Origin of the sequence: Synechococcus sp. HIMB2401 (assembly GCF_042883245.1) — a bacterium.
In the GTDB taxonomy this organism is placed as follows: Bacteria; Cyanobacteriota; Cyanobacteriia; order PCC-6307; family Cyanobiaceae; genus Parasynechococcus.
On record NZ_JBDJKK010000002.1, the window covers coordinates 244,655 to 268,657 of the forward strand.

At 61.8% G+C, this 24,003-nt stretch carries 23 protein-coding genes; 16 read left to right on the plus strand and 7 right to left on the minus strand.

Going from position 1 to position 24,003, the window contains the following annotated elements; genetic code table 11:
* Nucleotide 1: 1 nt before the first annotated feature.
* The 3 genes from AAXE93_RS06195 to purF all read left to right on the plus strand — a co-directional run bounded on the left by AAXE93_RS06195 (nucleotide 2) and on the right by purF (nucleotide 4,623).
* On the plus strand, nucleotides 2–757 hold the full coding sequence (locus AAXE93_RS06195; RefSeq protein WP_390129114.1) for an RNA methyltransferase: 756 nt from the start codon (nucleotides 2–4) through the stop codon (nucleotides 755–757).
* A gap of 40 nt (nucleotides 758–797) precedes the next feature.
* Nucleotides 798–3,104 (plus strand): phosphoribosylformylglycinamidine synthase subunit PurL, encoded by a 2,307-nt coding sequence (gene purL / locus AAXE93_RS06200; RefSeq protein WP_390129116.1) that lies wholly within the window; start codon nucleotides 798–800, stop codon nucleotides 3,102–3,104.
* Between the two features lie 61 nt (nucleotides 3,105–3,165).
* Complete coding sequence (purF, locus tag AAXE93_RS06205) at nucleotides 3,166–4,623, plus strand: amidophosphoribosyltransferase (protein WP_390129118.1); 1,458 nt, start codon at nucleotides 3,166–3,168, stop codon at nucleotides 4,621–4,623.
* A 12-nt stretch (nucleotides 4,624–4,635) separates the two neighbouring features.
* On the opposite strand, the gene AAXE93_RS06210 is transcribed toward purF, so the two are convergent.
* Genes AAXE93_RS06210 through queG form a run of 3 tightly spaced genes read right to left on the minus strand, consistent with a single transcriptional unit; the run spans nucleotide 4,636 to nucleotide 9,016 of the window.
* Nucleotides 4,636–7,104, minus strand: coding sequence for a DNA topoisomerase (ATP-hydrolyzing) subunit A (locus tag AAXE93_RS06210; protein WP_390129120.1), 2,469 nt, complete (start codon nucleotides 7,102–7,104; stop codon nucleotides 4,636–4,638).
* Between the two features lie 45 nt (nucleotides 7,105–7,149).
* On the minus strand, nucleotides 7,150–8,031 hold the full coding sequence (locus AAXE93_RS06215; RefSeq protein ID WP_390129123.1) for a tetratricopeptide repeat protein: 882 nt from the start codon (nucleotides 8,029–8,031) through the stop codon (nucleotides 7,150–7,152).
* Nucleotides 8,032–8,050: 19 nt separating this feature from the next.
* Nucleotides 8,051–9,016: a tRNA epoxyqueuosine(34) reductase QueG gene (gene queG / locus AAXE93_RS06220; protein WP_390129126.1), complete on the minus strand. Its 966-nt coding sequence runs from the start codon at nucleotides 9,014–9,016 to the stop codon at nucleotides 8,051–8,053.
* 36 nt (nucleotides 9,017–9,052) lie between these two features.
* On the opposite strand from queG, the gene AAXE93_RS06225 reads away from it, so the two are divergent.
* From AAXE93_RS06225 to AAXE93_RS06255, 7 genes are all read left to right on the plus strand, one after another.
* Complete coding sequence (locus tag AAXE93_RS06225; RefSeq protein ID WP_390129128.1) at nucleotides 9,053–9,700, plus strand: HpsJ family protein; 648 nt, start codon at nucleotides 9,053–9,055, stop codon at nucleotides 9,698–9,700.
* Nucleotides 9,701–9,750: 50 nt separating this feature from the next.
* Complete coding sequence (locus AAXE93_RS06230; RefSeq protein ID WP_115131428.1) at nucleotides 9,751–10,485, plus strand: DUF502 domain-containing protein; 735 nt, start codon at nucleotides 9,751–9,753, stop codon at nucleotides 10,483–10,485.
* A 3-nt stretch (nucleotides 10,486–10,488) separates the two neighbouring features.
* Complete coding sequence (nusB, locus tag AAXE93_RS06235) at nucleotides 10,489–11,124, plus strand: transcription antitermination factor NusB (protein WP_115131429.1); 636 nt, start codon at nucleotides 10,489–10,491, stop codon at nucleotides 11,122–11,124.
* The gene (ftsY, locus tag AAXE93_RS06240) at nucleotides 11,124–12,650 is read left to right on the plus strand and encodes a signal recognition particle-docking protein FtsY (protein ID WP_390129131.1); all 1,527 of its coding nucleotides are present in this window, start codon (nucleotides 11,124–11,126) and stop codon (nucleotides 12,648–12,650) included. Before nusB ends, ftsY begins: the two co-directional genes overlap by 1 nt.
* Before the next feature lie 35 nt (nucleotides 12,651–12,685).
* Entirely contained in the window at nucleotides 12,686–14,098 is a 1,413-nt protein-coding gene (locus tag AAXE93_RS06245; protein ID WP_390129133.1) for a PP2C family protein-serine/threonine phosphatase, read from the plus strand.
* Between the two features lie 28 nt (nucleotides 14,099–14,126).
* A complete protein-coding gene (gene argH, locus AAXE93_RS06250) occupies nucleotides 14,127–15,545 on the plus strand; it encodes an argininosuccinate lyase (protein WP_390129136.1) in 1,419 nt (472 codons plus the stop codon).
* A 126-nt stretch (nucleotides 15,546–15,671) separates the two neighbouring features.
* Nucleotides 15,672–16,178: an RNA recognition motif domain-containing protein gene (locus AAXE93_RS06255; RefSeq protein ID WP_390129138.1), complete on the plus strand. Its 507-nt coding sequence runs from the start codon at nucleotides 15,672–15,674 to the stop codon at nucleotides 16,176–16,178.
* A 13-nt stretch (nucleotides 16,179–16,191) separates the two neighbouring features.
* On the opposite strand, the gene dusA is transcribed toward AAXE93_RS06255, so the two are convergent.
* Nucleotides 16,192–17,187: a tRNA dihydrouridine(20/20a) synthase DusA gene (gene dusA / locus AAXE93_RS06260; RefSeq protein WP_115131433.1), complete on the minus strand. Its 996-nt coding sequence runs from the start codon at nucleotides 17,185–17,187 to the stop codon at nucleotides 16,192–16,194.
* 40 nt (nucleotides 17,188–17,227) lie between these two features.
* On the opposite strand from dusA, the gene msrB reads away from it, so the two are divergent.
* Both msrB and AAXE93_RS06270 read left to right on the plus strand, forming a co-directional pair.
* Nucleotides 17,228–17,731 (plus strand): peptide-methionine (R)-S-oxide reductase MsrB, encoded by a 504-nt coding sequence (gene msrB, locus AAXE93_RS06265; RefSeq protein WP_115131434.1) that lies wholly within the window; start codon nucleotides 17,228–17,230, stop codon nucleotides 17,729–17,731.
* Complete coding sequence (locus tag AAXE93_RS06270) at nucleotides 17,703–18,971, plus strand: NAD(P)/FAD-dependent oxidoreductase (protein WP_390129141.1); 1,269 nt, start codon at nucleotides 17,703–17,705, stop codon at nucleotides 18,969–18,971. The genes msrB and AAXE93_RS06270 overlap by 29 nt, the downstream gene beginning before the upstream one ends.
* Here the strand turns inward: AAXE93_RS06270 and AAXE93_RS06275 are convergent.
* The gene (locus AAXE93_RS06275; RefSeq protein ID WP_390129144.1) at nucleotides 18,946–20,205 is read right to left on the minus strand and encodes a type II secretion system F family protein; all 1,260 of its coding nucleotides are present in this window, start codon (nucleotides 20,203–20,205) and stop codon (nucleotides 18,946–18,948) included. The genes AAXE93_RS06270 and AAXE93_RS06275 overlap by 26 nt on opposite strands.
* A 19-nt stretch (nucleotides 20,206–20,224) precedes the next feature.
* The gene (locus AAXE93_RS06280) at nucleotides 20,225–20,647 is read right to left on the minus strand and encodes a hypothetical protein (RefSeq protein WP_390129146.1); all 423 of its coding nucleotides are present in this window, start codon (nucleotides 20,645–20,647) and stop codon (nucleotides 20,225–20,227) included.
* A gap of 90 nt (nucleotides 20,648–20,737) precedes the next feature.
* Between AAXE93_RS06280 and grpE the strand changes: the two genes are divergently transcribed.
* From grpE to rsgA, 4 genes are read left to right on the plus strand one after another with little or no spacing between them, the layout of a single operon-like run.
* Nucleotides 20,738–21,415: a nucleotide exchange factor GrpE gene (grpE, locus tag AAXE93_RS06285; protein ID WP_390129148.1), complete on the plus strand. Its 678-nt coding sequence runs from the start codon at nucleotides 20,738–20,740 to the stop codon at nucleotides 21,413–21,415.
* The gene (gene dnaJ / locus AAXE93_RS06290; RefSeq protein ID WP_186496614.1) at nucleotides 21,415–22,551 is read left to right on the plus strand and encodes a molecular chaperone DnaJ; all 1,137 of its coding nucleotides are present in this window, start codon (nucleotides 21,415–21,417) and stop codon (nucleotides 22,549–22,551) included. Before grpE ends, dnaJ begins: the two co-directional genes overlap by 1 nt.
* Nucleotides 22,548–22,775 (plus strand): sulfurtransferase TusA family protein, encoded by a 228-nt coding sequence (locus AAXE93_RS06295; protein WP_390129152.1) that lies wholly within the window; start codon nucleotides 22,548–22,550, stop codon nucleotides 22,773–22,775. The genes dnaJ and AAXE93_RS06295 overlap by 4 nt, the downstream gene beginning before the upstream one ends.
* Nucleotides 22,776–22,800: 25 nt before the next feature.
* Nucleotides 22,801–23,682: a ribosome small subunit-dependent GTPase A gene (rsgA, locus tag AAXE93_RS06300; RefSeq protein ID WP_390129769.1), complete on the plus strand. Its 882-nt coding sequence runs from the start codon at nucleotides 22,801–22,803 to the stop codon at nucleotides 23,680–23,682.
* Here the strand turns inward: rsgA and AAXE93_RS06305 are convergent.
* A complete protein-coding gene (locus AAXE93_RS06305; protein ID WP_115131440.1) occupies nucleotides 23,657–23,998 on the minus strand; it encodes a YbaB/EbfC family nucleoid-associated protein in 342 nt (113 codons plus the stop codon). The genes rsgA and AAXE93_RS06305 overlap by 26 nt on opposite strands.
* Nucleotides 23,999–24,003: the final 5 nt, after the last annotated feature.

Consider the following 24,003-nt stretch of genomic DNA (forward strand, 5'->3'; position numbering starts at 1 on the left):
TGTGTCGCTACCAGATCAGCTGCTCCTCAGTGATCTTCTGAGTCATACGGTTCGTTGTGATCTGGGTCTGGATCACGGGCCTGGGGTCATGGCCTGGATGCATCCGCCGGTGCATCGTCTTCTGGGCTGGGTCAGCCGTCCATCAGCCCTGCGCATGTCACGGGATGTCTGGCGTTTGAACCAGTGTTGTGGTTTGAGCGATCAACAGGTGTTTGTCCGTGGCGAGCCGGCGGTCACCGATCAGGTGACCCTGGAGCGCTTGCCCACGCTGATGGATGCAGCCTTGCTGGACCGTGACGGTGAGCGGATCGGCAGCGTTGTGGACCTTGATTTTCGACCTGCCGATGGCGCGATTCTTCACTACCTGATCGCCCGCAGCGACCCGCGGTTGCCGGGGAGTTCCCGATGGCGTTTGGCTCCCGATCGCATCCTTGATCAACAACCGGGTCAGATCCAAACCGGCCTGATGGGATTGGACGATCTGCCCATGGCCCGCGCCAGCGTTCGGCACGATCTGCTCCAACGCACCCAACACTGGCGGGACCAGTTGCGTTCCATGGGTGATCGGGCCAGCGATCGCCTGGAGGGTTGGTTGGACGACTCGCCCATCGATGAGCTGCGATCGGAAAGCGTGCGCTTCAGATCCGACGACGAGGACGAACCAAGAGAGGTGTGTGGACCTGAAGTCTGGGACGACGAAAGCTGGGATGAGCCCTCCTCTCGCCGCCGTCGCGAGGACGAAGATCCCTGGGTCTGACGGGCGGTCGGCAACACTGGGGGGAGGTGCTCCGCGATTCGTGGTTTCCTCCCCTGCGTACGACATAGCTGCAGCCTTGAAGCAGGAAGGGCTCAAGCCCAGTGACTGGGATGAGATCTGTCGGCGTCTCGGCCGCGAGCCGAATCGAGCCGAACTGGGCATGTTCGGCGTGATGTGGTCCGAACACTGCTGTTATCGCAATTCCCGGCCTTTGCTGAGTGGCTTCCCCACGGAGGGAGCACGCATCCTTGTGGGACCCGGCGAAAACGCTGGTGTGGTGGATCTCGGTGGGGGCCATCGGTTGGCCTTCAAGATCGAAAGCCACAACCACCCCTCCGCCGTCGAACCCTTTCAGGGGGCGGCCACAGGGGTTGGCGGCATCCTGCGTGACATCTTCACGATGGGGGCCCGTCCGATCGCGCTGCTGAACGCTCTGCGCTTCGGCCCTCTTGAGGATCCTGCCAACGTTGGCCTGATGGAAGGCGTTGTGGCCGGCATTGCCCATTACGGCAACTGCGTTGGGGTGCCGACGGTGGGTGGCGAGGTGGCTTTTGATCCCTCCTATTCCGGCAATCCGCTGGTGAATGCCATGGCCCTTGGCCTGATGGAGACCGAGGAGATCGTCAAATCCGGTGCGATCGGCGTGGGCAATCCTGTGGTGTATGTGGGCAGCACCACCGGTCGGGACGGCATGGGGGGAGCCAGCTTTGCCAGTGCTGAGCTCAGTGCAGATTCCTTGGATGATCGTCCTGCCGTGCAAGTGGGCGATCCGTTTTTGGAGAAAGGGCTGATCGAAGCCTGCCTTGAGGCCTTCGCCAGTGGTGATGTGGTGGCAGCGCAGGATATGGGCGCCGCTGGTCTCACCTGCAGCTGTTCGGAAATGGCTGCCAAAGGGGGCCTGGGGGTGGAACTGGATCTGGACCGTGTTCCGGCCCGTGAAACCGGGATGACGGCTTATGAGTTCCTGTTGTCGGAATCCCAGGAACGGATGTTGTTCGTGGTGAAGGCCGGTCGGCAGGACGCCTTGATGCAGCGCTTCCGTCGCTGGGGCTTGCAGGCGGCGGTTGTGGGCAAGGTGCTTCAGGAACCGATTGTGCGGGTGTTGCATCACGGTGCCGTCGCCGCTGAGGTGCCGGCCACGGCTCTTGCCGACGACACCCCAATCGAAAAACATGCCCTATTGCAGGAGCCCCCGGCAGACCTTCAGGCGCTCTGGAGCTGGACCGAGCAGGAGCTTCCGGAGCTGAGTGATGCAGCGGCAGCCCTGCTTCAGCTTCTGGATGACCCCACCATTGCGAGCAAGCAGTGGATTCACCGTCAGTACGACCAGCAGGTGCTGGCCAACACGGTGGTCTCGTCTGGAGCCGCTGATGCCGCCGTGGTGCGGTTGAGACCTCAGCAAGGCGATGGATCCATGGCTGCATCCAATCGTGGTGTTGCTGCCACGGTGGACTGCCCCAACCGTTGGGTTGCCCTGGATCCCGAACGCGGCGCTCAGGCGGCCGTTGCCGAAGCGGCACGCAACCTGAGTTGTGTGGGGGCGGAGCCCCTGGCGGTGACCGACAACCTCAATTTCCCGTCACCGGAAACACCCAAGGGCTTCTGGCAGCTGGCCATGGCCTGCCGCGGGATCTCCGATGCCTGCCGTGCCCTCAACACTCCCGTTACTGGAGGCAATGTCTCGCTCTACAACGAGACCAAACAGGACGACGGCACGATGCAACCGATCCACCCCACGCCGGTGATCGGCATGGTTGGTGGTGTGGATGACATCAGCCGTGTGACTGGCTTGGCCTGGCAACAGCCCGGCGATGCGATCTTCCTCATCGGTGTTCCCCCGGAGGATGGTGCCGATCCCAGCCTTGGTTTGGCCGGCAGTGCCTATCAGCAGCAGACCCTTGGCTCCTTGGCCGGACGACCGCCCAAGCCCGATCTTGCCCTCGAAGCAGCGGTGGGGCATTTGGTGCGTGAGGCCATTGCTCAAGGTTTGTTGGCCTCAGCTCACGATTGCAGTGATGGCGGCTTGGCCGTGGCGTTGGCCGAATCCTGCATCGCTTCTGATCTGGGCATCAGCGTGACCTTGTCCACAGGCTCAGCGCGCCTGGAGCGGGTTCTGTTCGCCGAAGGTGGCAGCCGGGTGATTGTGTCGGTGAATGCAGCATCCCTTCCTGCATGGGAGCAGTTGAGCGGATCCAAGCCAGCGCTTTGCGTCACCCAGCTGGGCAGCGTGACGGCGGAGCCTCGATTGGTGATCCGATCCGAATCAGCCGTTCAGCTTGATCTTGAGGTGCAACGCTGTGCTGCTGTTTTCCGTGATGCGTTGCCCCGACGGATGCATTCGGAGTGATTGAGTCAGGTGTTGCCTGACGGTCGTTTCTCTTCCTTATCTCTCTGACTTCGGATTCATCATGTGCGGCATTATCGGAATGTTCTGTGTTGACTCGGTCAACCAACAGATCTACGACAATCTGCTTCTGCTTCAGCACCGCGGTCAGGACTCGGCAGGGATTGTCACGATGGACAATCACACCTTCCACGTGCACAAACAAAGGGGACGTGTGCGTGAAGCCTTTCGCACAAGAGACATGCGAAAGCTGCTGGGCAATGCCGGGATCGGTCACGTTCGTTATGCCACCCGTGGAGCTGCTGCGTCAGAAGAGGAAGTTCAGCCGTTCTATGTGAATGCCCCCTATGGCATCACTTTCGTTCACAACGGCAATCTCACCAACACCCTTCAGCTTGAGCAGGATCTGTTCAAGATTGATCGTCGTCATACCAATTCCACCAGCGATACGGAGATGCTGGTCAATGTGTTGGCCACGGAGATTCAATCTCAACTGACAGGGCGTGATTTAACACCGGATCAGTTGTTTGATGCGGTGGCGTCACTCCATCACCGCGTTCAGGGCTCCTACGCGGCGATTGCTTTGATTGCGGGCCACGGAATGCTGGCCTTCCGGGATCCCTATGGAATTCGTCCCCTGATTCTCGGCAGGCGGTTGTCCGACCAGGGTCGTGAGGAGTGGATTGTCGCCAGCGAATCACTTGTGATTGAAAACAGTGGTTACGAGATCATTCGCGATGTTGATCCCGGCGAGGCGGTGTTCATCGACGCTGATTCGAACTTGCACCAGCGTCAGTGTGCTGAGTCTCCTCGTTTGATTCCCTGTGCTTTTGAGTACGTGTATTTGGCGCGGCCGGATTCCGTTATGAACGGCATATCGGTGTACGAGTCGCGTCTACGGATGGGTGATCGTCTGGCTCAAACTATCGCTGAAACATTGCCGGCTGGTGATATTGATGTTGTGATGCCGATTCCTGATTCAGCAAGACCTTCGGCGATGCAGGTGGCCAAGCAATTGGGTCTTGAGTATCGAGAAGGGTTTTACAAAAACCGCTATGTCGGCCGCACCTTCATCATGCCGGGTCAAGCTGAAAGGAAGAAGTCAGTGCGGCAGAAGCTTAATGCTCTCGGAACTGAATTCGCCGGGAAGAATGTTCTGATTGTCGATGATTCGATTGTTCGTGGAACAACATCCCGCGAGATTGTTCAGATGGCACGCAGCGCTGGTGCCAACAAGGTGACATTCACCTCGGCTGCTCCACCGGTTCGCTATCCCAATGTTTATGGGATCAACATGCCAACCCGGGCGGAACTTCTTGCCCACGGCCGAACCAGTCAGCAGATCTCAGATGTTCTCGGGGCCGATCATGTTGTTTATCAGACCGTTGAGAACCTGCTGGAAAGCATTGTGGAGAACACTGAGATCAAGGATCTCGAGATGTCTTGTTTCGACGGCCACTATGTGACCGGTGGAATCGATGAAGATTATTTCCAGTGGTTGGAGCAGAATTGCCGCTCCTGATCGGATCGGGGCTTAGGGATTCGGTTGAATGGCGTTGATCACATCAACGATGGCCTCTCCCTTCTGAAGAGACGCCTGTTCCGTGGGTTTGTCTCCGGGTTTTGAGATCTTGATGTTGTCCGCATCCAGGCGCCCGTGACGATCCTTGCTGGTGCGTACACCAACCAGACCGGGTCCAGTGCTGATGCCCACCAGGCGATCCGATTCCGCATCAATCTGCACCGCCATGCTGCCGAGATCGCCCCGCTGGTTGTAGCGCAGGCCTGAACAGTCGATTCGCCCGATCATTCCCTGCCTGGTGATCAGCATCAGTGGTGCCTGTTCCGTGCAGACGGCTCCAACGATCTGTTCCCCGGAGAGCAATCGCATGGTCATGGGTCCCTGTGCCAATCGACCCATCAACGGAAGTGAATCTTCAGTGACTCGCAGTCGTAGAAGGCGACCGATGTCGCTGATCAGCACCAGTGTTCCCTGATCGCGGCAGATCACTGCACTGTTGAGCTCGACTCCTTCTTTCAACTTGAGAACGCTGGTGGCTCGACCGGAAAGGTCCACCACGTCGCTGAGGGGGAGCCGCTTAAAGCGTCCATCGCTGCTGAGCAAGCCCAGACTCAGGTCCTCGATGTTCTGGCTGGGCAGCGACAGCAGCGAAACGATGGGGTCCCCGTCGAGGCCCGTGGGCAGGAATCGGTCAATCGGGCCGGGTTGCTGTCCAGCAAATTCCCAGCGCACCTGGGCGATGCGTCCTCCCGCACTCACCGCCAACAGTCGTGGTGGTGGCTCGATCGGAAGGATCACCCGTGCCGGAGATGGTGCATCACCAATGGGGCAAGGATCATTGAGGTGCAGTCGGCCCAGCACCTGGGGGGTGACGATCTTCACTTGGCCATCGGCCTGGATCAGCACCCGACCATCTCCGGGCAGTGCAGCCAGGGCCTGCTGACGCAGCAGTTCCGTGTTCGGCCGTTGGCTGGCCGCCCGTTCGGCCATCAGGGCGTCACCGCCCTCCACCAGACGGGTTCGACGCGGTGTGCTGAAGCGTTTTTTCAACGCCTTGAGCTCTGTCACCATCGCGTCCAGCAGCTGATCCCGGTTGTCTAGGAGCAACTTCAGGCGTTGACGTTCCGCTCGAAGCTCATCCAGCTCCTGGCGCAGGCTTTCCTGTTCGAGTCCGGTCAGGCGCCTCAGGGGCATGGCTAACACCGCATCCGCCTGCCGTTCGCTGAGGTCGAGGCGCACCATCAGGCTGGCGCGGGCTGAGGCGGCGTCATTCGCCTCCTGAATCATGGCGATCACAGCCTGAAGATTGTTCAGGGCTGTGATCAGTCCTTCCACCACCTCAAGCCGGTCTTCGGTCTTGCGCAGGGCATGACTGGTGCGCCGGATCAGGGTCAGTTCCCTGAAATCGAGGAAGGTCTGCAGCAGTTGGCGCAGCGACAGTTGCTGGGGTTGTCCATCCACCAGGGCGAGAAGGATGGCTCCGAAGTTGCTCTGCAGTGCCGTTCGCCGTTGCAGATCCTTCAGCACCTTCTCCGGATCTGCATCGCGACGCAGCTCCACCACCACACGCATGCCTTCGCGATCGCTTTCATCGCGGATGTCTGCAATTCCGCCGATTTTTCCGTCGTTGACGGACTCCGCCAGTTTTTCGATCCAGCCGGCCTTGCTGAGCTGGTACGGCAATTCGGTGACGACCACGGCATTGCGTTTGTGGCGTCCTTTGCCCGGTTGCACCTCTTCGGTGTGGGCTACGCCGCGCATCGGGATGCTGCCGCGTCCATGCAGGTAGGTGTCCCGCAGGCCCGAGCTGATCAGCACTTCACCGCCTGTGGGGAAGTCGGGCCCTGGGATCAGCTCCAGCAGTTTTTCGTCACTCAGCTCCGGTTTGCGGATCAGGGCGATCAGGCCATCCACCACCTCTCCCAGGTTGTGCGGGGGAATGCTGGTGGCCATGCCAACGGCGATGCCGGAGCAGCCGTTCAGCAGCAGGAAGGGAAGCTGGGCTGGAAGAACGGTGGGTTCCTGTTGGGACCCATCGAAGTTCGGTGCGAAATCAACCGTGTCCTCACCGATCTCCTCCAGCATCGCCTGGTGAGAGATCGGCGCCAGGCGGGTTTCGGTGTACCGCATGGCCGCCGGTGGGTCGTCATCCACCGAGCCGAAATTGCCATGGCCGTCGAGCAGTGGATGACGGCTGGAGAAGCTCTGAACAAGCCGCACCAAGGCGTCGTAAACGGCCTGATCACCGTGGGGGTGGTATTTGCCGAGGACGTCACCGACAACCCTCGCGCATTTCCGATAGGGACGGTCTGGGGTGAGCCCCAGTTCCTGCATCGCGTAAAGAATCCTCCGCTGGACGGGTTTGAGACCATCGCGGGCATCGGGCAACGCCCGACCCACGATCACGCTCATCGCGTATTCGAGGTAGGAGCGCTGCATCTCCTGATGCAGGGCGATCGGTTCAACGCGCTCCTCAGCCATTCGGTCTGTCGCTCTCCGACCGGAAGGCGCTCAGCCTACAGATGATCACTGGCTTTTCTTCCACGTTGCGTTGGCTTGGGCTCGTTCCACGCTGTTGGTGAGCTGCGGCTCGCTTAGCAATTCTGCCGTCGCCTCACGGATGCGCACACCCCAAAGCTGTTCGGCTTGATGCAGGGGCAGAACGTAGTTGGGGTCCTTGGTCAATGCTATGGATGCCAGCTGGATCGCCTCGGTCTGCTCACCCTGTTGATGCAGCGCTGCGGCCAGGGCCAGCATCGGTTCTGCGTTGGTCTCCAGCTTCAACACCCGGCGCCAACGCCGCACGGCTTCCTGCCGCTGGCCCATCTCAAAAAGCACCAGGGCCTGGTTGTTCAGGGCTTCCCAGAACTCCGGCTTCAGGGCCGTGGCTTGTTCGAACGACTTCAGGGCCAGAGGGAGTTCGCCCTGCATGATCCTGGCGTTGCCGAGGTCGAAATAGGCCGAAGCGTTGTTCGGATCCAATTGGAGTCCGCGGGTAATCAAGGGAACGGCATCGTCCGGTCGCTCTGCCCGCAGGGCGATCGCTGCTTCGGCGAACCACAAGCCGGCTTTTTCAGGATTCAGCTGCTTGGCCCGGGCCAGAGATCGGCTTGCGTCCTTGAGGTCGTTGTTGCGCAGTTGAGCTTCCGCAAGGATCGACCAGAACCGTTCGTCATTGGGGTTGAGCCGCACCGCCAGAGCCGCCAGTCGTGCTGCTTCCTTGGCCTGCCCCAGCTGAAGCAGCTGTGCAGCGGTCCGACCGATGCCGATCGATGAGCCCTTGAGTTCCGCTTCGGTGGGCAGATAGACGTAGGGGATCAGGGCGTTGGCTGCCGGGGCGCCGAACCAACCCCCCAGAACGACCAGTGCAGCCGCCAGCGTTCGACGCAAGCCAATTCGACGCAGCACTGGAGCGAGGGTGGAGTCGCTAAAGCGTAGGTGTGGGATCCGGTTGTGCTGCAGCGGCGTTGCGACGCCACATCCAGGGTTTGATCCGTCGCAACGCCGATCCCCGCAGGTTTTGGTCCCAGACGCTGTCGTCCCAGCTCTGGATCTGCTCCTTCTGCAGATTCAGAAGCCATGGGCGTGGCTGCACCTCGGGATCACTGCTTTGGGGCAAGCTTCGGTGGTTCCAGGGGCAGACGTCCTGGCAGATGTCACAGCCCGCCACCCACGCTCCAAGGGCGGCGCGAATGTTTTCCGGTAAGTCGTCCTCACGATTTTCGATCGTGTGAAAGGCCAAGCAACGCCTTGCATCCACCACAAAAGGTTCACGGATCGCATGCGTGGGGCAGGCATCGATGCAGGCGCTGCAGCGTCCACAGAGGCTGCGGGCTGGTGGGTCGGCGTTCAAGGGCTCCGTTGTCAGCAGATGGCCGATCACCATCCAGGAGCCCCGTTCGGGGTGAATCAGGTTGCTGTGTTTGCCGATCCAGCCCAGGCCGGCTTCCTCAGCCCAGGCCTTGTCCAGCAGCGGTGTGGCGTCAACACAGGCGCGCCAACCGCAGTCGGGCCGTTGTTCCGAAAGCCAGCGACCGATCCGTCGCAGCCGTTGATCCACAACCCGGTGATAGTCACGCCCCCAGCCGTAACGGGCGACTTTGAGGGAGCCGGGGGAGGGTTCAGCGTCGACGTAATAGTTGAGGCCAACGGCGAGAAGGCTGTTGGCACCGTCCAACAGCAGCCTGGGGTCTCGCCGACGGGGGGCGGCCATCCAGGCCATGTCAGCTTGATGACCATGGTCCAACCAGCGCTGCAGAGCTTTGGTGCGCAGCTGCAGCCGAGGACTTCCCGGGATTCTGGCAATGCCAACGGGATTGAACCCTTCCTCAGCGGCGCGGCGCTTCAGAGCCTTGCTTAAACGAGTTTGTTGATCGGTGACATGCCCTTGCATCGACCTTAAGGTTGGGCGCTTATCAGCATCTTCTCTGTGACCGGCACTGAGACAGGACGGCTTGCTCCCTTGCTGCGCTGGCTTGGTTTGACCCTCGTGGTGATCCTCGTCCTGCAGATGCTGGCTGTTCTTGTCGGTGTCGACTGGGGTGCGGATGCTCCACGCCCGCAGGTCACCGGACCGCTGGTGGCCCTTGCTCCTCTGGGATTTGCCGGTTTGTTGATCTGCCTGATCGGATCACGGCTGGATCACCCCCATCAGCAGCGCACTCCTTTGCGTCTGCTGATCTCCGTCCTTTCAGCGCTGTTGGCCCTCGGCATGGTGATTGCCGTGCCCATGTCCCTGGATGTGGGTGCGGGTGACGTGGCCCGTCAGCGCAATCTGGACCAGGGCCGCGAAGCGCTGAAGGATGCTCGAGCCTTCCGAGCCGATGCAGCGCAGGTCACCTCCCTTGGTGAGCAGCTGGCCCAGGCCGGTCAACTCGCTGCCGATGCCACCGAGGACGACAAGCTGCGGGCGGCACAAAAGATGGTGGACGATCAGATCGCCCAGATGGAGGCCCAGCTCAAGACCGTTGAGGCTGGCCAGGCCCGTGAATCCCAGCAGCGGTTCATCGGTGGAACCATCACGGCTGTGGTACTTGCGATTGCCTTTGCGCTCCTTGCGTTCACGGCAGTGCTCTGACCGCTGGTTAGGTTAGTCAGACTTCACTCAAAGCTGGGCGCAGTAGCTCCTTGGTCCAGTCCAATCCCAGACCTGATCTGCCGCTGTCCGCAAGGCTTCGGCAGGATCTGAAAAACGACCTGATTGCAGGGTTGCTGGTGGTCATCCCGCTGGCGACAACGATTTGGCTGTCAACGATCGTCAGTCGCTTTGTTCTGGCGTTCCTGACCTCGATACCGAAGCAGTTCAATCCGTTCATCACCCTGAATCCACTGCTTCAGGATCTGATCAATCTGGCTCTCGGTCTCACGGTGCCTCTGATGGGCATCCTTCTGATCGGCTTGATGGCCCGAAACATCGTTGGTCGCTGGCTGTTGGAGTTCGGTGAAGGCACCTTGAGCCGGATTCCCCTGGCTGGATCGGTTTACAAGACGCTGAAGCAGCTGCTTGAGACCTTTTTCCGCGACAACTCCTCCCGCTTCCGTCGTGTTGTTCTCGTTGAGTACCCACGGGAGGGATTGTTCAGCGTTGGTTTTGTCACCGGGGAGGTGGGGCCTTCCCTTCAATCCGATCTGAAGGAGCCCCTGTTGAGTGTTTTCATTCCCACCGCTCCGAATCCCACCACCGGTTGGTACACCCTTGTTCCAGCTGGATCCGTCCGAGAGCTTGAGATCAGCGTTGAAGAAGCTTTCCGAACGATTATTTCGGCCGGCATCGTCAACCCTGATGATCGTGAAGCTCCTGTGAATCGGAGTTTCTCCAGCCTCATAGCCCAGTTACGGGCTTCTGCATCTCCTTCCAGTTGAGTCATGGCCACACGATCCCTTACACGCGAGCTGGCCTTGCTGGTGCTTGGTCAGGTGCCGGAACAGAAGTCAGCCTCAGTCGCTGACCTGGCCCTTGATTCGATCCTGGACCAGGCCCTCGACACCCTCACCCAGCACTGGCGTGAGTCGCTTGATGCCAGTGCTGCAGAGCTCGATCAGGCGCAGCAGTCCCTGCTGGACAGCGAGCTACAGCAGGGCGAACCAGGAACCCATGACACCGTCCGCACCCATCTGCGCGCCTCTTTGAGTTCCGCTGAACAGGTGCTGAATGGTTTGTCCGCCAGTCTTGAGTTGCCTCGGCTGTTGCTGCTTGGCGACCAGGAGCAGATTCGCCGCGGCGCAATGGAGCGGGTTCAGAAGGTGCTCACCCAGCGCGAGGGCATCGACAAACGGTTGGATCACGTGATGGAGGGCTGGAGACTGACCCGGCTTCCGCGGATCGATCGAGACATCCTCCGGTTGGCTGTCGTTGACTTGGAAAGCCTGCGTACTCCCGCTCCGGTGGCGTTCAACGAGGCGGTTGAGCTGGCCAACCGTTACAGCGATGAGCAGGGTCGCCGGATGATCAATGGTGTGTTGCGTCGCTTCCATGACGCTCAATCGAAAGCATCGGCCTGATGGTGTTCAACTGGTTCGAACGACAGGTTGAGGAGTCACCGACGCCGGAGCCGACGCCCACCCCCGCGCCGACGCCGGAACCGATGGCTGGTGGGACTGATGCCCCCGTTTCAGCGGCGCCGGAGCCGACTCCAGCTCCTGCAGCCAGTGAGGAAGAGGATGAGGCTCTGGTTTGGGCCCGTGAGGCCTATGCCCGGCTGAAGGCTCAACAACAGGCCGCGGCCTCTCTCGCCGAAGCGGCCCCCCAGCCCACCCCTGCGCCCAGTCCAGAACCAGCGCCTACACCTTCACCAACCCCAACTCCAGGACCGGCACCGTTAGCAACGCCGTCTCCATCACCTCTACCCACGCCGTCTCCAGCACCAGCCCCTGGACTGTCGCTGTTGGAGCAGGCCGCGGCTCAACGCCAGCAGCGTCAGCAGGATCTGGATGAACGGGCTCTCGAGGCTCCCCCTGCACCCACGCCGGCTCCCACCCCTGCGCCAGCTGTCGACTCAGAAGAGCCGCAGTTGGGTGACTTTGATCAGGATTTCACCTGGTCTGCCGAAGTGCTTGCAGCCCAGGGCCGTCGCGTCGATCAAGTTTCCCTCGAGGAAATCGATTGGTTGGGTCGGCTTCGCCGCGGTCTTGAAAAGACCCGTCAGGGCTTTGTCACCAGCCTTCTGGAGAATCTCGGTGACGACCCGCTGACGCCGGAGGTTCTCGATGATCTCGAAACCCTCCTGCTGAGGGCGGACGCTGGCGTCCAGGCCACCGATCAGGTGCTGGATGCCTTGCGACAGCGGATGAATGAGGAGGTGGTGGATCCTGCGGAGGGTATTCGCTTCCTCAAGGATCAACTGCGTGGCCTGCTGGATGCCCCGATCCAGGCCAGTGGTGTTCCTCTTCTGGCGCCCGAACGGGATCGCCTCAACATCTGGTTGATGGTGGGGGTGAATGGGGTTGGTAAGACCACCACCCTTGGAAAACTTGCCAACCTTGCTGTTCGTAGCGGCTATTCAGCTCTGATCGCGGCCGCCGACACCTTCCGGGCTGCAGCTGTCCAGCAGGTTGAGGTCTGGGGAGAGCGCAGTGATGTTCCAGTGGTGTCCAACCCCAGCAGCAATGCTGACCCCGCTGCCGTTGTCTTCGACGCGATTGGTGCCGCTCGATCGCGCAAGTCTGATCTGCTGTTGGTGGACACCGCCGGACGCTTGCAGACCAAGCACAACCTGATGGAGGAACTCCAAAAAGTTAGAAAGATCATCGACCGTTTGGCGCCGGAGGCGAAGGTTGAATCCCTGCTGGTTCTTGATGCCAGTCAGGGTCAGAACGGGCTTCGCCAGGCCATGGCCTTTGCCCAGGCGGCCGGTCTTACCGGCGTTGTGATCACCAAACTCGATGGCACGGCCCGTGGCGGCGTCGCGCTGGCGGTGTCGTCTGAGGCTGGATTGCCGATTCGTTTTATCGGTGCTGGGGAAGGGATTCGCGATTTGCGCCCCTTCAACAGTTTTGAATTCGTTGAGGCTCTGCTGGCTGGACGCTGAAGCGTTGCTACCTTGCGGACCCTGGGGGTGCGAGGTTGAGCAGCAAGCCGCCCGGACGTCATCCCAGCTCTGCGCAGCGGACCGGGAACCCCTCGCCAGAGGCGATGGCCTCGTTGCGTCAGCTGTTTGACAGCCTCAGCAGCGAACAGCGCCGCAATCAGGATCTGTTGGTCTCCCTGGGGTTTGCCCTCCGCAGCTTCACCAACCTCCAGCGCTTTCTTGAGCTTGTGCCTGTGGTGGCATCGCGTCTGGTGGGTGTAGAGGGGTCCTTGCTTGTTCCGTTTCAGTCGGATGGTCGCCTCTGGCGTGATCAGCTGCATGGGAGTCCAGCAGAGCCGTCCCAGGATCTGCTGCGGCGTTTGGCAGCCTTTGAACCCGGCTCTGCCGTGGGCTTCGGCAGCGACGATCAGCAGCAGCTGGCGCTCGACCGGCTGGTGCAACGCTGCCTTCCCAAAGCGGCTTTGTTTGCCACGTCTCTGACGGCTCGTGGTCTGACGCGGGGCCGCCTTTACGTGTACGCCCGCAACGGCTCGATGGTCTGGACCGAGGTGCACCGTCGGCACGTTCAGTTGGTGGCGGATCTTGCTGGCGTTGCGATCGAAAACGATCAGATGCTGCAGGACGCCCGCCGCCATGAGCGGGTGGATCGACAACTCAGCATCGGTGCAGAGATTCAGGCCCAGTTGTTGCCGGACCGTTGCCCCGTGATCGAGGGTGTTGATCTGGCCGCGCGCTGTCGGCCTGCATTTCAGGTGGGCGGTGACTACTACGACTTCATTCCCACCCGTCCGGAACTCATCGGTCGACGCCGTGAGCGGGGTCGCTGGGCCCTGGTGATGGGTGATGTCATGGGCAAGGGTGTGCCTGCTGGTCTGCTGATGACGATGTTGCGCGGGATGCTGCGCGCGGAGGTTCTCAGCGGTCTGCCACCGGATCGGATTCTTCACGACCTCAACCAGCTGGCGCAGGAAGACCTGGCGCAGTCGCACCGGTTTGTGACGCTGTTTTATTCCGACCTGGATCCGCGCACGCTGCGGCTGCGTTATGCCAATGCGGCCCACAACCCGCCCCTGCTTTGGCGTGCCGAGCGACGGTTGATCATGCGGCTCGATGCGGCTGGGCTGCTGATCGGTCTCCAACCCGAAGCTGAGTTCGCCCTTGGCGAGATTCGCCTTGAACCGGGAGACGTGTTGCTCTACTACACCGATGGCGTCACCGAAGCACCGGGGATCACGGGCGATCGTTTCGACGAAGCGCGGCTGATTCGTGCCCTTGAAACGGCCTGTCGCAGTGGTCAGGGAGCGCAGGGAATTCTTGAAAGCCTGTTTGAACGCTTGGACCGTTTTGTTGGTCCGGATCGTCAGCTGGAGGACGACGCGTCGCTTGTGGTGCTGAAAGTTCCGGAGGCGGTCACGTTGCCGAGTGTGCAGGGACGGTCAATCGCCTGACAAGCTGAGGAAATCGACGGATGAATTGATGGCTGGTGGGGTGACCGGTGGTGCAGCAGGCACCTGGAGCGATCGTTTTGAGCAGGGTCTGCATCCCTTCATCGAGGCGTTCAACGCTTCTATCGGTTTTGACCTGACCCTTCTTCAGGAGGATCTTGATGGGTCGATCGCCCATGCCCGGATGCTCGCCAGCGTGGGAGTGATCACGGAAGCGGAGGCTGAGCAGCTGGTGGAGGGTCTGGAGACCGTTCGTGCTGAGGCGGCATCCGGCAGTTTCCAGCCCGGCCTGGCAGATGAGGACGTTCATTTCGCCGTGGAACGCCGGCTGATTGCCTTGCTCGGTCCCGTGGGCAAGAAGTTGCACACCGGACGCAGCCGCAACGATCAGGTTGGGACTGACCTCCGCCTCTGGCTGCGGCGACGGCTGGATGGCCTGGATCAGGATCTGCAGCGGTTGCAGGGGGCGTTGTTGACCCAGGCGGATCGCCATCGCCGCACCATGATTCCTGGGTACACCCACCTGCAGCGGGCCCAGCCGCTCTGTCTCGCTCATCACCTGCTCGCCTATGTCGAGATGCTGGAGCGCGACCGTGAGCGACTTCAGGATGTGCGGAAACGCGTGAACATCTGCCCGCTTGGCGCTGCCGCCCTGGCGGGCACGCCGGTCCCGATTGATCGCCAGCGCACCGCGAAGGAGCTCGGTTTTTCAGCGGTTTATGCCAACAGCCTCGATGCGGTCAGTGACCGCGATTTCTGCGTTGAGTTCTCCGCTGCCGCCTCCTTGGTGATGGTGCACCTCAGCCGTCTGGCGGAAGAGGTGATCGCCTGGGCATCCGAGGAATTCGGCTTCGTGCGGCTCAGCGACCGCTGTGCCACGGGCAGCAGCCTGATGCCCCAGAAGAAGAATCCCGATGTGCCTGAGTTGGTTCGGGGCAAGACCGGACGGGTCTTCGGACATCTCCAGGGATTGCTGACCATGATCAAGGGTCTTCCTCTGGCTTACAACAAGGATTTTCAGGAAGACAAGGAGGCGCTGTTTGATGCGTTCCGCACAACCCGTGATTGTGTTGAGGCGATGGCGATTTTGTTTGAGGAAGGCCTTGATTTCAGGGTCGAGCGCCTCAATGAAGCGGTGGAGCAGGATTTCTCCAACGCAACGGATGTTGCTGACTATCTGGTGTCTCGCGGTGTTCCATTTCGCGAGGCTTATCAATTGGTCGGTGCTGTCGTCCGGCGCTGTCTCGAGCAGGGATGTCTGTTGCGGGACCTTGATCTGAGTGCCTGGAAGGAACTCCACCCGGCCTTTGAGGCAGATCTGCACGACGCCTTGGCTCCCCGTGCTGTTGTGGCCGCCCGTCGCAGTGAAGGGGGGACAGGATTTGAGCGTGTTGATGAACAGCTTCAGCGCTGGTTACAGCGTTTCAACGGAACTCAGCCGGTGGGATGACTCTCACCCATAACCGGGTCTACGCTTGATCAGCCAGAGGTATGTCACTTCGTTCCGGAGTCATGGCCCGATGGCAATGTTCAAGGGCTTATCGGTCCACTGTTTCGTACCCGGTCCACGCAAAACGTGAGCATTTTTGTCGGCAACCTTCCCTTCCGCGCTGAGCAGGAAGATGTGATCGAACTGTTTGCCCAGTTCGGTGAAGTGACCAACTGCGCGCTGCCCCTCGAGCGGGATACAGGCCGCAAGCGTGGTTTTGCCTTCATTGAGATGGCCGATGAGTCCACCGAAGAGGCAGCGATTGAGGGGCTGCAGGGTGCCGAACTGATGGGCCGTCCTCTGCGGATCAACAAAGCGGAGCCCCGCGGCAGCGCCCCCCGTCGTGGCGGCGGCGGCTATGGCGGTGGCGGCTACGGCGGCGGTGGTGGCGGTTATCGCGGTGGTGGTGGTGGCTACGGCGGTGGCGGTGGCGATCGTCCCTCCGGTGCACGGGGCTGGGAAGACCGCAGCTATGGCGCCCGCGATAACGCTGGGGAGGGTAATGCCTACGACGAAGGTCGCAGCCGTCGTCGCCGTGGATCGTCCAGTGGCGGTGGCGATGACTATTCCGGTTACGGCGGAGCTGAGGGCTGACCTCAGCCGTTGATCAGAGCCCTGCGTTCTTGAGCTGCTGCCCGGCATTGAGCAGCACATCCAGATCTGCCCCGGGGCGCTGGGCTTTCTCTCCCAGCTCCCGGCGCCAGTGCCGCGCTCCTCGGACGCCTTCCACCAGTTGCACCAGGTGACGGCAGAGGTCCCAGATTCGGCCTCCTCGCTCCAGATGGGCGGCCGCATGGGGAAGCAGTCCGTTCACAACGTCTGACGCCAGGATCTGGCGTGATTCCTCCCCGAAAATGAGGGCATCGACGCTGGTCCAGCGCAGTGGATGGCTGTAGGCCGCTCGGCCCACCATGGCGCCATCGCACCCTTCCAGTGCCTGAAGGCAGTCTTCAGGGGATTCCAGCCCCCCGTTGAGTTCAATCACCAGGTCGGGGCGGCGTTGCTTCAGCGCCACCACGCGCTCATGCTGCAGCGGAGGAATCGTCCGGTTCTGCTTGGGATCGAGGCCCTCCAGCCAGGCCTTACGGGCATGAACAGCGAAGCGGCTGGCCCCCGCCAGCGCCACCCGATCCACGAAGTTCGTCAGCAGCGCATCGCTGTCGAGATCGTCAATGCCGATCCGATGCTTCACGGTCACGGGGAGTCCCCCTGCGTCCACCATGGCTTCCACGCAGCGGGCGACCAGATCCGGTTCCGCCATCAGGCAGGCTCCGAAATTTCCGGCCTGCACCTTCTGGCTGGGGCAACCCACATTGAGGTTGATCTCGTCGTAGCCCCAGTCCTGCGCCAGTCGTGCCGCTTCGGCCAGCAGGGCTGGGTCGTCCCCCCCCACCTGCAGGGCGATGGGATGCTCCACAGGATCGAAGTCCAGCAGCTTGTTGCGTCGCTTGCTGTGGTGCAGCGCCTGGGCCACCACCATTTCGCTGTAGAGCAGGGCCCTGCGGCTGATCTGCCGCATCAGCACCCGGAAGTGGCGGTCGGTGCAATCCAGCATCGGGGCCACACTGAAGCGGTAGGCAGCGGTGGATCCGGAGGCAGTCATCAATCCATTAGAACCGCCCGAGATTCCCGCTTCAGCACCGATGAGCTTGAGTGTTGCCGTTCTGTCCCGTCGATCGTTGCTGTTGGCGGCAATGGCAGGGGTTTTTGGCAGTCTATGGAGACCTCAGCCTGTGCTGGCCGCATCCAAAGCTGGCGATCCCTCGTGGGATCTCAAGGCTGACCAGTGGCGTGAGCGGTTGTCTCCCCAGGCCTATGACGTGTTGCGCAATGAGGGAACGGAGCGCCCCTTCACCAGTCCGCTCAATGGAGAGAAGCGTTCCGGCACGTATCACTGCGCTGGTTGTGATGCAGCCTTGTTTTCGTCGGAGGCCAAATTCGACAGCGGCACCGGCTGGCCCAGCTTCTGGCAGCCCCTGGATGGAGCTATCGCCACGAAAGTAGATTTCAAACTGATCCTGCCGCGCACGGAATACCACTGCAGCCGTTGTGGTGGGCATCAGGGCCACGTGTTCAATGACGGACCGCGACCCACCGGCAAGCGCTATTGCAACAACGGTGTCGCCCTCCGCTTCCAGCCCGCTTGATCTGATCGTTGTTGGCGGTGGTCCTGCCGGCTATATGGCGGCGATCACTGCAGCCGAGCAGGGGGTTCGGCGGGTGCTGGTTCTGGAAGGCACCCCCGAGCCTCTCCAGAAGGTGCGCATCAGCGGTGGCGGTCGCTGCAATGTGACCCATGCCTGCTGGGACCCCCGTGAATTGGCAACCCATTACCCCCGTGGCAGTCGACCCCTGCGGGGTCCCTTCAGTCGCTTCGCCTGCGGCGATGCGATCGCCTGGTTTGACGAGCATGGGCTCACGCTGGTGGAGGAACCCGATGGACGGATGTTCCCGCAGCAGAACCGTTCCGAGGCTGTGATTCAGTGCCTGCAGAAAGCGGCAAGGGAGTCGGGTGTTCAGCTGCGCACGAAGGCCATGGTTCAGCAGGTGCGCGTTCACCCCGAGGGGGGGTTTGTGCTCGAGGGCCGCGGCCTCGAGCCTTTGCATGGGGGCTGCTTGATGCTGGCCACGGGTGGGCATCCCAGTGGCCGAAACCTGGCGGCAGCCCTCGGCCACCAGGTGGTGCCGCCGGTGCCATCGCTGTTCAGCCTTGCCCTGCAGGCACCGGCCCTTTCGGCCTGCAGTGGCATTGCCATCGACGATGTGGGTCTTGATCTCAAGCTGGGCGATCAGCGCTTCCGCCAGACCGGGCGGGTCCTGATCACCCACCGTGGTCTGAGTGGACCCGCCACGTTGCGCCTCTCAGCCTTTGCCGCCAGGGCCCTGTATCAGAACCGCTACAGGGGTGAGCTGAAGTTGGATTGGAGCGCAGGGTTGGGACGGTCGGGGCTGACCGAGCGGTTTCAGCAATGGCGACAGGAGCATGCCCGGCGAACCCTTGCAGCCGCGAAGCCCTTCGAACATTTGCCGCGGCGGTTGTGGCAAGCCTTTTTGACCATGGCTGGGGTGGAGCCAGAGCGCCGTTGGGCGGATCTGCCAATCAAGGCGGAGCGTCGATTGGTGGAGCTGCTCTGTGCGCAGCGTGTGCCGATCCAGGGACGTGGACCCTTTGGGGAGGAGTTCGTCACCGCCGGCGGTGTCGCCTTGGGGGAGGTCAACCTGGCCACGATGGAGAGCCGGCGCTGTCCCGGTCTTTACCTGGCGGGTGAACTGCTGGATGTGGATGGGGTGACCGGCGGTTTCAACTTTCAGGCTTGCTGGAGCGGTGGTTGGTTGGCGGGCCAGGCCATCGCTGCAGTGCTCACTGGATCTGATCAAACACGGTGAACATCGGCAGGTACATCGCCAGCAGGATGGATCCCACGATTCCGCCCACCACCACAATCATCGCGGGCTCCAGCATCGAGGTGAGCGCCTTGACCATGGCGCCGACTTCGTCTTCGTAGAAGTCCGCCACCTTGCTGAGCATTTTGTCCATCTCGCCGGTTTCCTCGCCGATGGCCAGCATGTTCAGGGCCATGTCGGGCAGCACCTTTTGACGGATCAGCGCATTGCTCAGGAGCACCCCCTCCTGAACCATGCCCCGCGAGGCAAGGATGGCATCGGAAATGATCGCGTTGCCGGCGGTTTCGCTCGAGATCTCCATCGACATCAGGATCGGCACACCGGCCCGCGTCAGCGAACTGAAGATGCGGCAGAACTGAGCTGTCGCTGTCATCAGGATCAGTTCGCCGAACAGTGGCAGCTTCAGCATCAGGCGGTCGATCGTTCGACGACCGTTGTGGGTGGCGTAGAACCGGTTCAACATCCAGATCGCCAGCAGGATCACTCCGCTCGCATAAAGCGAGGCCGAGGAACGCAGCAGAGAGCTCAGATCAACGAGCAGCCTGGTGAAGGCCGGCAGCTCGGCGCCCAGATCTTCGAAGATCCCCGCGAACGTCGGGATCAGAAAGATGGTCATCCCCAGGAACACCAGGATGGCGATCACCAGCACGGCGATGGGATAGCCCAAGGCTCCCTTGATCTGGTTCTGAAGTTTGGCGTTGTCTTCCAGCAGCTTGGCCAGTCGCTTCAGGGCCTCATCCAGGACGCCGCCAGCTTCCCCGGCTTCCACCATGGCGATGCTGAGCTGACCAAACACTTTCGGCCACTGACGCAGGGCTGTTGCCAGGGCAATGCCCTCATTGACGTCGAGGCTCACCTTGGTGAGCGCACGTTTGAACATCGGCAGATTCTGCTGCGTCGCCATCAGATCGAGGCTGCGCACGATCGGCACGCCGGCATCGACCAGGGCCGCCAGCTTGCTGGCGAACACGGCCTTCTCCTTGACGCCCGGCGTCTTCTCAAACATGCGGTTGAGGTCGATCGATTTGAGCCCTGCCGTGTCGGCCCCGTCAGCTTTGCCGTCCTGGGTGTTTCCAGCGCTGACGGTCCGAAGCTCTTCGGCGCGAATGCCCCGACGCCGCAGCAGCTTTCTGGCTTCAGCCAGGTTGGCTGCCTTGATCGTCACCGTTCGTGGTTGTCCGGTGGGCCCGGCGTAGGAGGCAATGAAGGCGGTCATCGATGCTTACCCCCTGGTTTCAGATTTCACCGATCAAGCGCTGCAATTCGCCTGGTTTGCTGGCTTTGCCCATCGCTTCAGCGCGGGACACATCCCCATTGAGCACAAGGTTGGCCAAGGCCCGCTGCAGATCCGCCTCGATGGCGGGGTGCAGGCGGATCGTGCGGTGTTGGTCCGGCAGCTGATCGATCAGGTGTTGCCATTCCTGGTCTCGCCACTGGCTGGGGATCGCGATGTCCAGGTGGTCTGCACCGATGGCGATCGGCATGGCCTGCATTGCCTGCCATTGATCCGGGCTGACGTCCGGGAGGGCGTCGCTGAGCAGATTGCGGCTTGCCAGCAGTTGCTCTGGGCCCGGAACCGGTTGCTGCAACAGCAATTCAAGGGCGAAACGCTGCCGTGCCGTGTCGCCGGCATCGGGGGTGGGCAGCGTCAGAGTCATGGATGGCGAACGAGGTGCGGGCTTCCGCAGCTTGTGGGAGGTCAGCGTTGCCCTTCAACATGTCTAGACAGCAATCCCTGAGCGGTCAGCATGAGCGGCGACGCCTCCACCCCAGAGCAGGACCAGACCGTTGAGTCCGGTGCTGTTCCAGCCACGCCGGAGTCCGCTTCTGATGCGCCCGAGGTGACGTCTGAACAGGCTCCTGCAGCGGTGGATCCGGCGGATCGGATGCAGCAGCTCGAGCAGGAGTTGAGCGCGTTGAAGCAGGAGCACGAGACGCTCAACAGCCAATACATGCGCATTGCGGCGGATTTCGACAACTTCCGCAAGCGCCAGAGCCGCGACCAGGACGACATGCGTCAGCAGCTGGTCTGCTCGACCCTCACGGAGATCCTGCCCGTCGTCGACAACTTCGAGCGGGCCCGTCAGCAGCTGAATCCTGAAGGTGAGGAGGCCCAGGCGCTGCACCGCAGTTACCAGGGTCTGTATAAGCAACTGGTGGAGGTGCTGAAGCAGCAGGGGGTGGCCCGCATGGAAGTGGTTGGCCAGGAGTTCGATCCCAACCTGCATGAGGCCGTGCTCCGGGAGGAAAGCAGCGAGTTCGCTGAGGATGTGGTCTGCGAGGAGCTCCAGCGCGGCTACCACCGCGACGGGCGTGTGCTGCGCCACGCCATGGTGAAGGTGTCGATGGGTCCAGGACCATCCGATCCGGCGTCAGCGCCCGCTGAGACCGCAGCGGCACCGGATCAGACGGCGGAGGAGGCCTGATGGCCGACTTCTACGACCTGCTCGGTGTCAGCCGGGATGTCGATCCCGACAGCCTCAAGCGGGCTTATCGGCGCATGGCGCGTCAGTACCACCCCGACATCAACAAGGATCCGGGAGCTGAAGACCGTTTCAAGGAAATCGGCCGCGCCTACGAGGTGCTCAGTGATCCCCAGACCCGGGCCCGTTATGACCAGTTCGGCGAAGCCGGACTTGGTGGTGCGGCCGGTGCCCCCGACATGGGGGACATGGGCGGATTTGCGGATCTGTTCGAGACGTTTTTCCAGGGCTTTGGTGGACCCGGGGGTGCTGGAGCTGGTCGGCCGCGGCGTCAGGGCCCTCAGCAGGGGGATGACCTTCGTTACGACCTGACGATTGATTTCGAGCAGGCGGTGTTCGGTCAGGAGCAGGAGATCAAGATCCCGCATCTGGAGACCTGCGACACCTGCGGCGGCAGCGGTGCCAAAGCGGGCAGTGGACCCACCACCTGCGGCACCTGTGGCGGCGCCGGGCAGGTGCGCCGTGCCACCCGAACTCCCTTTGGCAGTTTCACTCAGGTCGCCGAGTGCCCCAACTGTGGAGGCACGGGCCAGGTGATTTCGGATCCCTGCGGGTCCTGTGGTGGCCAGGGTGTCAAACAGGTGCGCAAGAAGCTGCGGATCAACATTCCTGCCGGGGTGGACACCGGAACACGGCTGCGTGTGACCGGCGAAGGCAACGCCGGACCCCGGGGAGGCCCGTCCGGTGACCTTTACGTGTTCCTCACCGTTCGCAATCACCCGCGCTTGCAGCGGGATGGCCTGAACATCTTCTCGGAGGTCAAGGTCAGCTACCTCCAGGCGATTCTTGGCGACACCATTGAGGTGGAAACCGTGGATGGCAGCAAGGAGCTGGAGATCCCCGCCGGCACCCAGCCCGGCACGGTGCTCACCCTGCCGAACCTGGGCATTCCCAAGCTCGGGAATCCGGTGGCACGGGGCGATCAGCGCGTGACGGTCACCGTGGATCTGCCCAAGCGGATCAGTGATGTGGAGCGGGAGCTCCTCGAGCAGTTGGCGGGTCACCATTCCGCCCGCGGCAAGCAACACCACCACCACAACAGTGGTCTGTTTGCTCGCTTGTTCGGTCAGAAGGGATGAGCAGGCGTTCCCTGGATCTGCGGGGAACGCCCTGTCCGGTGAATTTCATTCGCTGCAAGCTCACCCTTGAGCAGATGAACAGCGGTGACTGTCTGGAGGTCTGTCTCGATCGGGGGGAGCCTGAGGCCATGGTTCTTCCAGGCCTGAGGGATGCAGGCCATCGTGTGGAGTGCATTGATCAAATGCCGGATGCCATCACCATCGAGGTGATCTGCGGTGGCTGACACCGGCCGTTCGGTGGCATCAGGGATGGTGGTGGCGCTCCAGGCCAACTACCTGGAGGTTGAGTTGGATGTCGCACCCGATGGATGCCCAGGGCGGCTGCTCTGCACCCGTCGCACCCGGCTCAGCCATCGGGGTGAAGCCGTTTATGTGGGCGATCGGGTTCGCGTCGAGGCGATTGATCCAGGCCAGGGGCGTGCCGTGGTGGCCGAGGTCGAGCCACGCCACAGTTTTCTCACACGCCCACCGGTGGCCAACGTTTCCTTGGTGGCTGTGGTGTTGGCAGTGGAACAGCCCAGCTTTGATCCTGATCAGGCCAGTCGCTTTCTGTTGACGGCGGAACGGACCGGGCTGGAGGTGATCCTTCTGCTTACCAAGACAGACCTTCTTTCAGCTGCAGCGCTCGATCGGCTGGTGACCCGGTTGCAGGGGTGGGGCTATGAACCGCTGGCGCTGTCCAGTGCAGCCGGAACCGGCATTGATGCTTTACGGCAGCGTCTGGCTGGTGCGCAGCTGTCGGTGCTGTGTGGGCCTTCTGGGGTGGGCAAGAGCAGCCTGCTGAACCAGTTGCGCCCTGACCTTCAACTGCGCACGGCTGCGGTGTCCGGTCGACTGCAGCGCGGGCGCCACACCACCCGCCATGTCGAGCTGTTTCCCCTGGGGCCGAGCGCGAGGGTGGCTGATACCCCCGGGTTCAACCGCCCTGATCTGCCGGATGACCCCCAGGAACTGGGGGTCCTCTTTCCGGAGCTGCGTCAGCAACTTGATGCCTGGCCCTGTCGCTTCCGCGACTGCCTGCATCGCGGTGAGCCCGGCTGCGGTGTGTCCACGGACTGGGAACGCTATGCCCTTTACAAGGCCGCGTTGATCGAGCAGAGCAGCCTCAGCCGCCCATCCCGGGGAGGTTGAGATTCAGGCCACCGGTGAGTTCTTCCATCCGGCCCTTCATCGTGGCGGTGGATTGCTCATAGGCCGCCTGCAGGGCTTCAAGGGTGGCCGTTTCGCTGGCCTGTTGGCCCTCCTGAAGCAGGGTTGGGTCCAGTCGTACCCGCAGCGGTTGCTGGTTGCCCGACAGCCAAACGCTGGCGCGGCCATCGCTGCTCTTGCCTTCGATCTCCATCCCGTCCAGTTCGTCCTGCAGGGCCTGAGCGTTCTGCTGAATCTCCTGAGCCTTCTTGAAGGCTTCGGTGAGCTGGCCGAAATTGGGGAGTCCGAACCCTGCCATGGCGA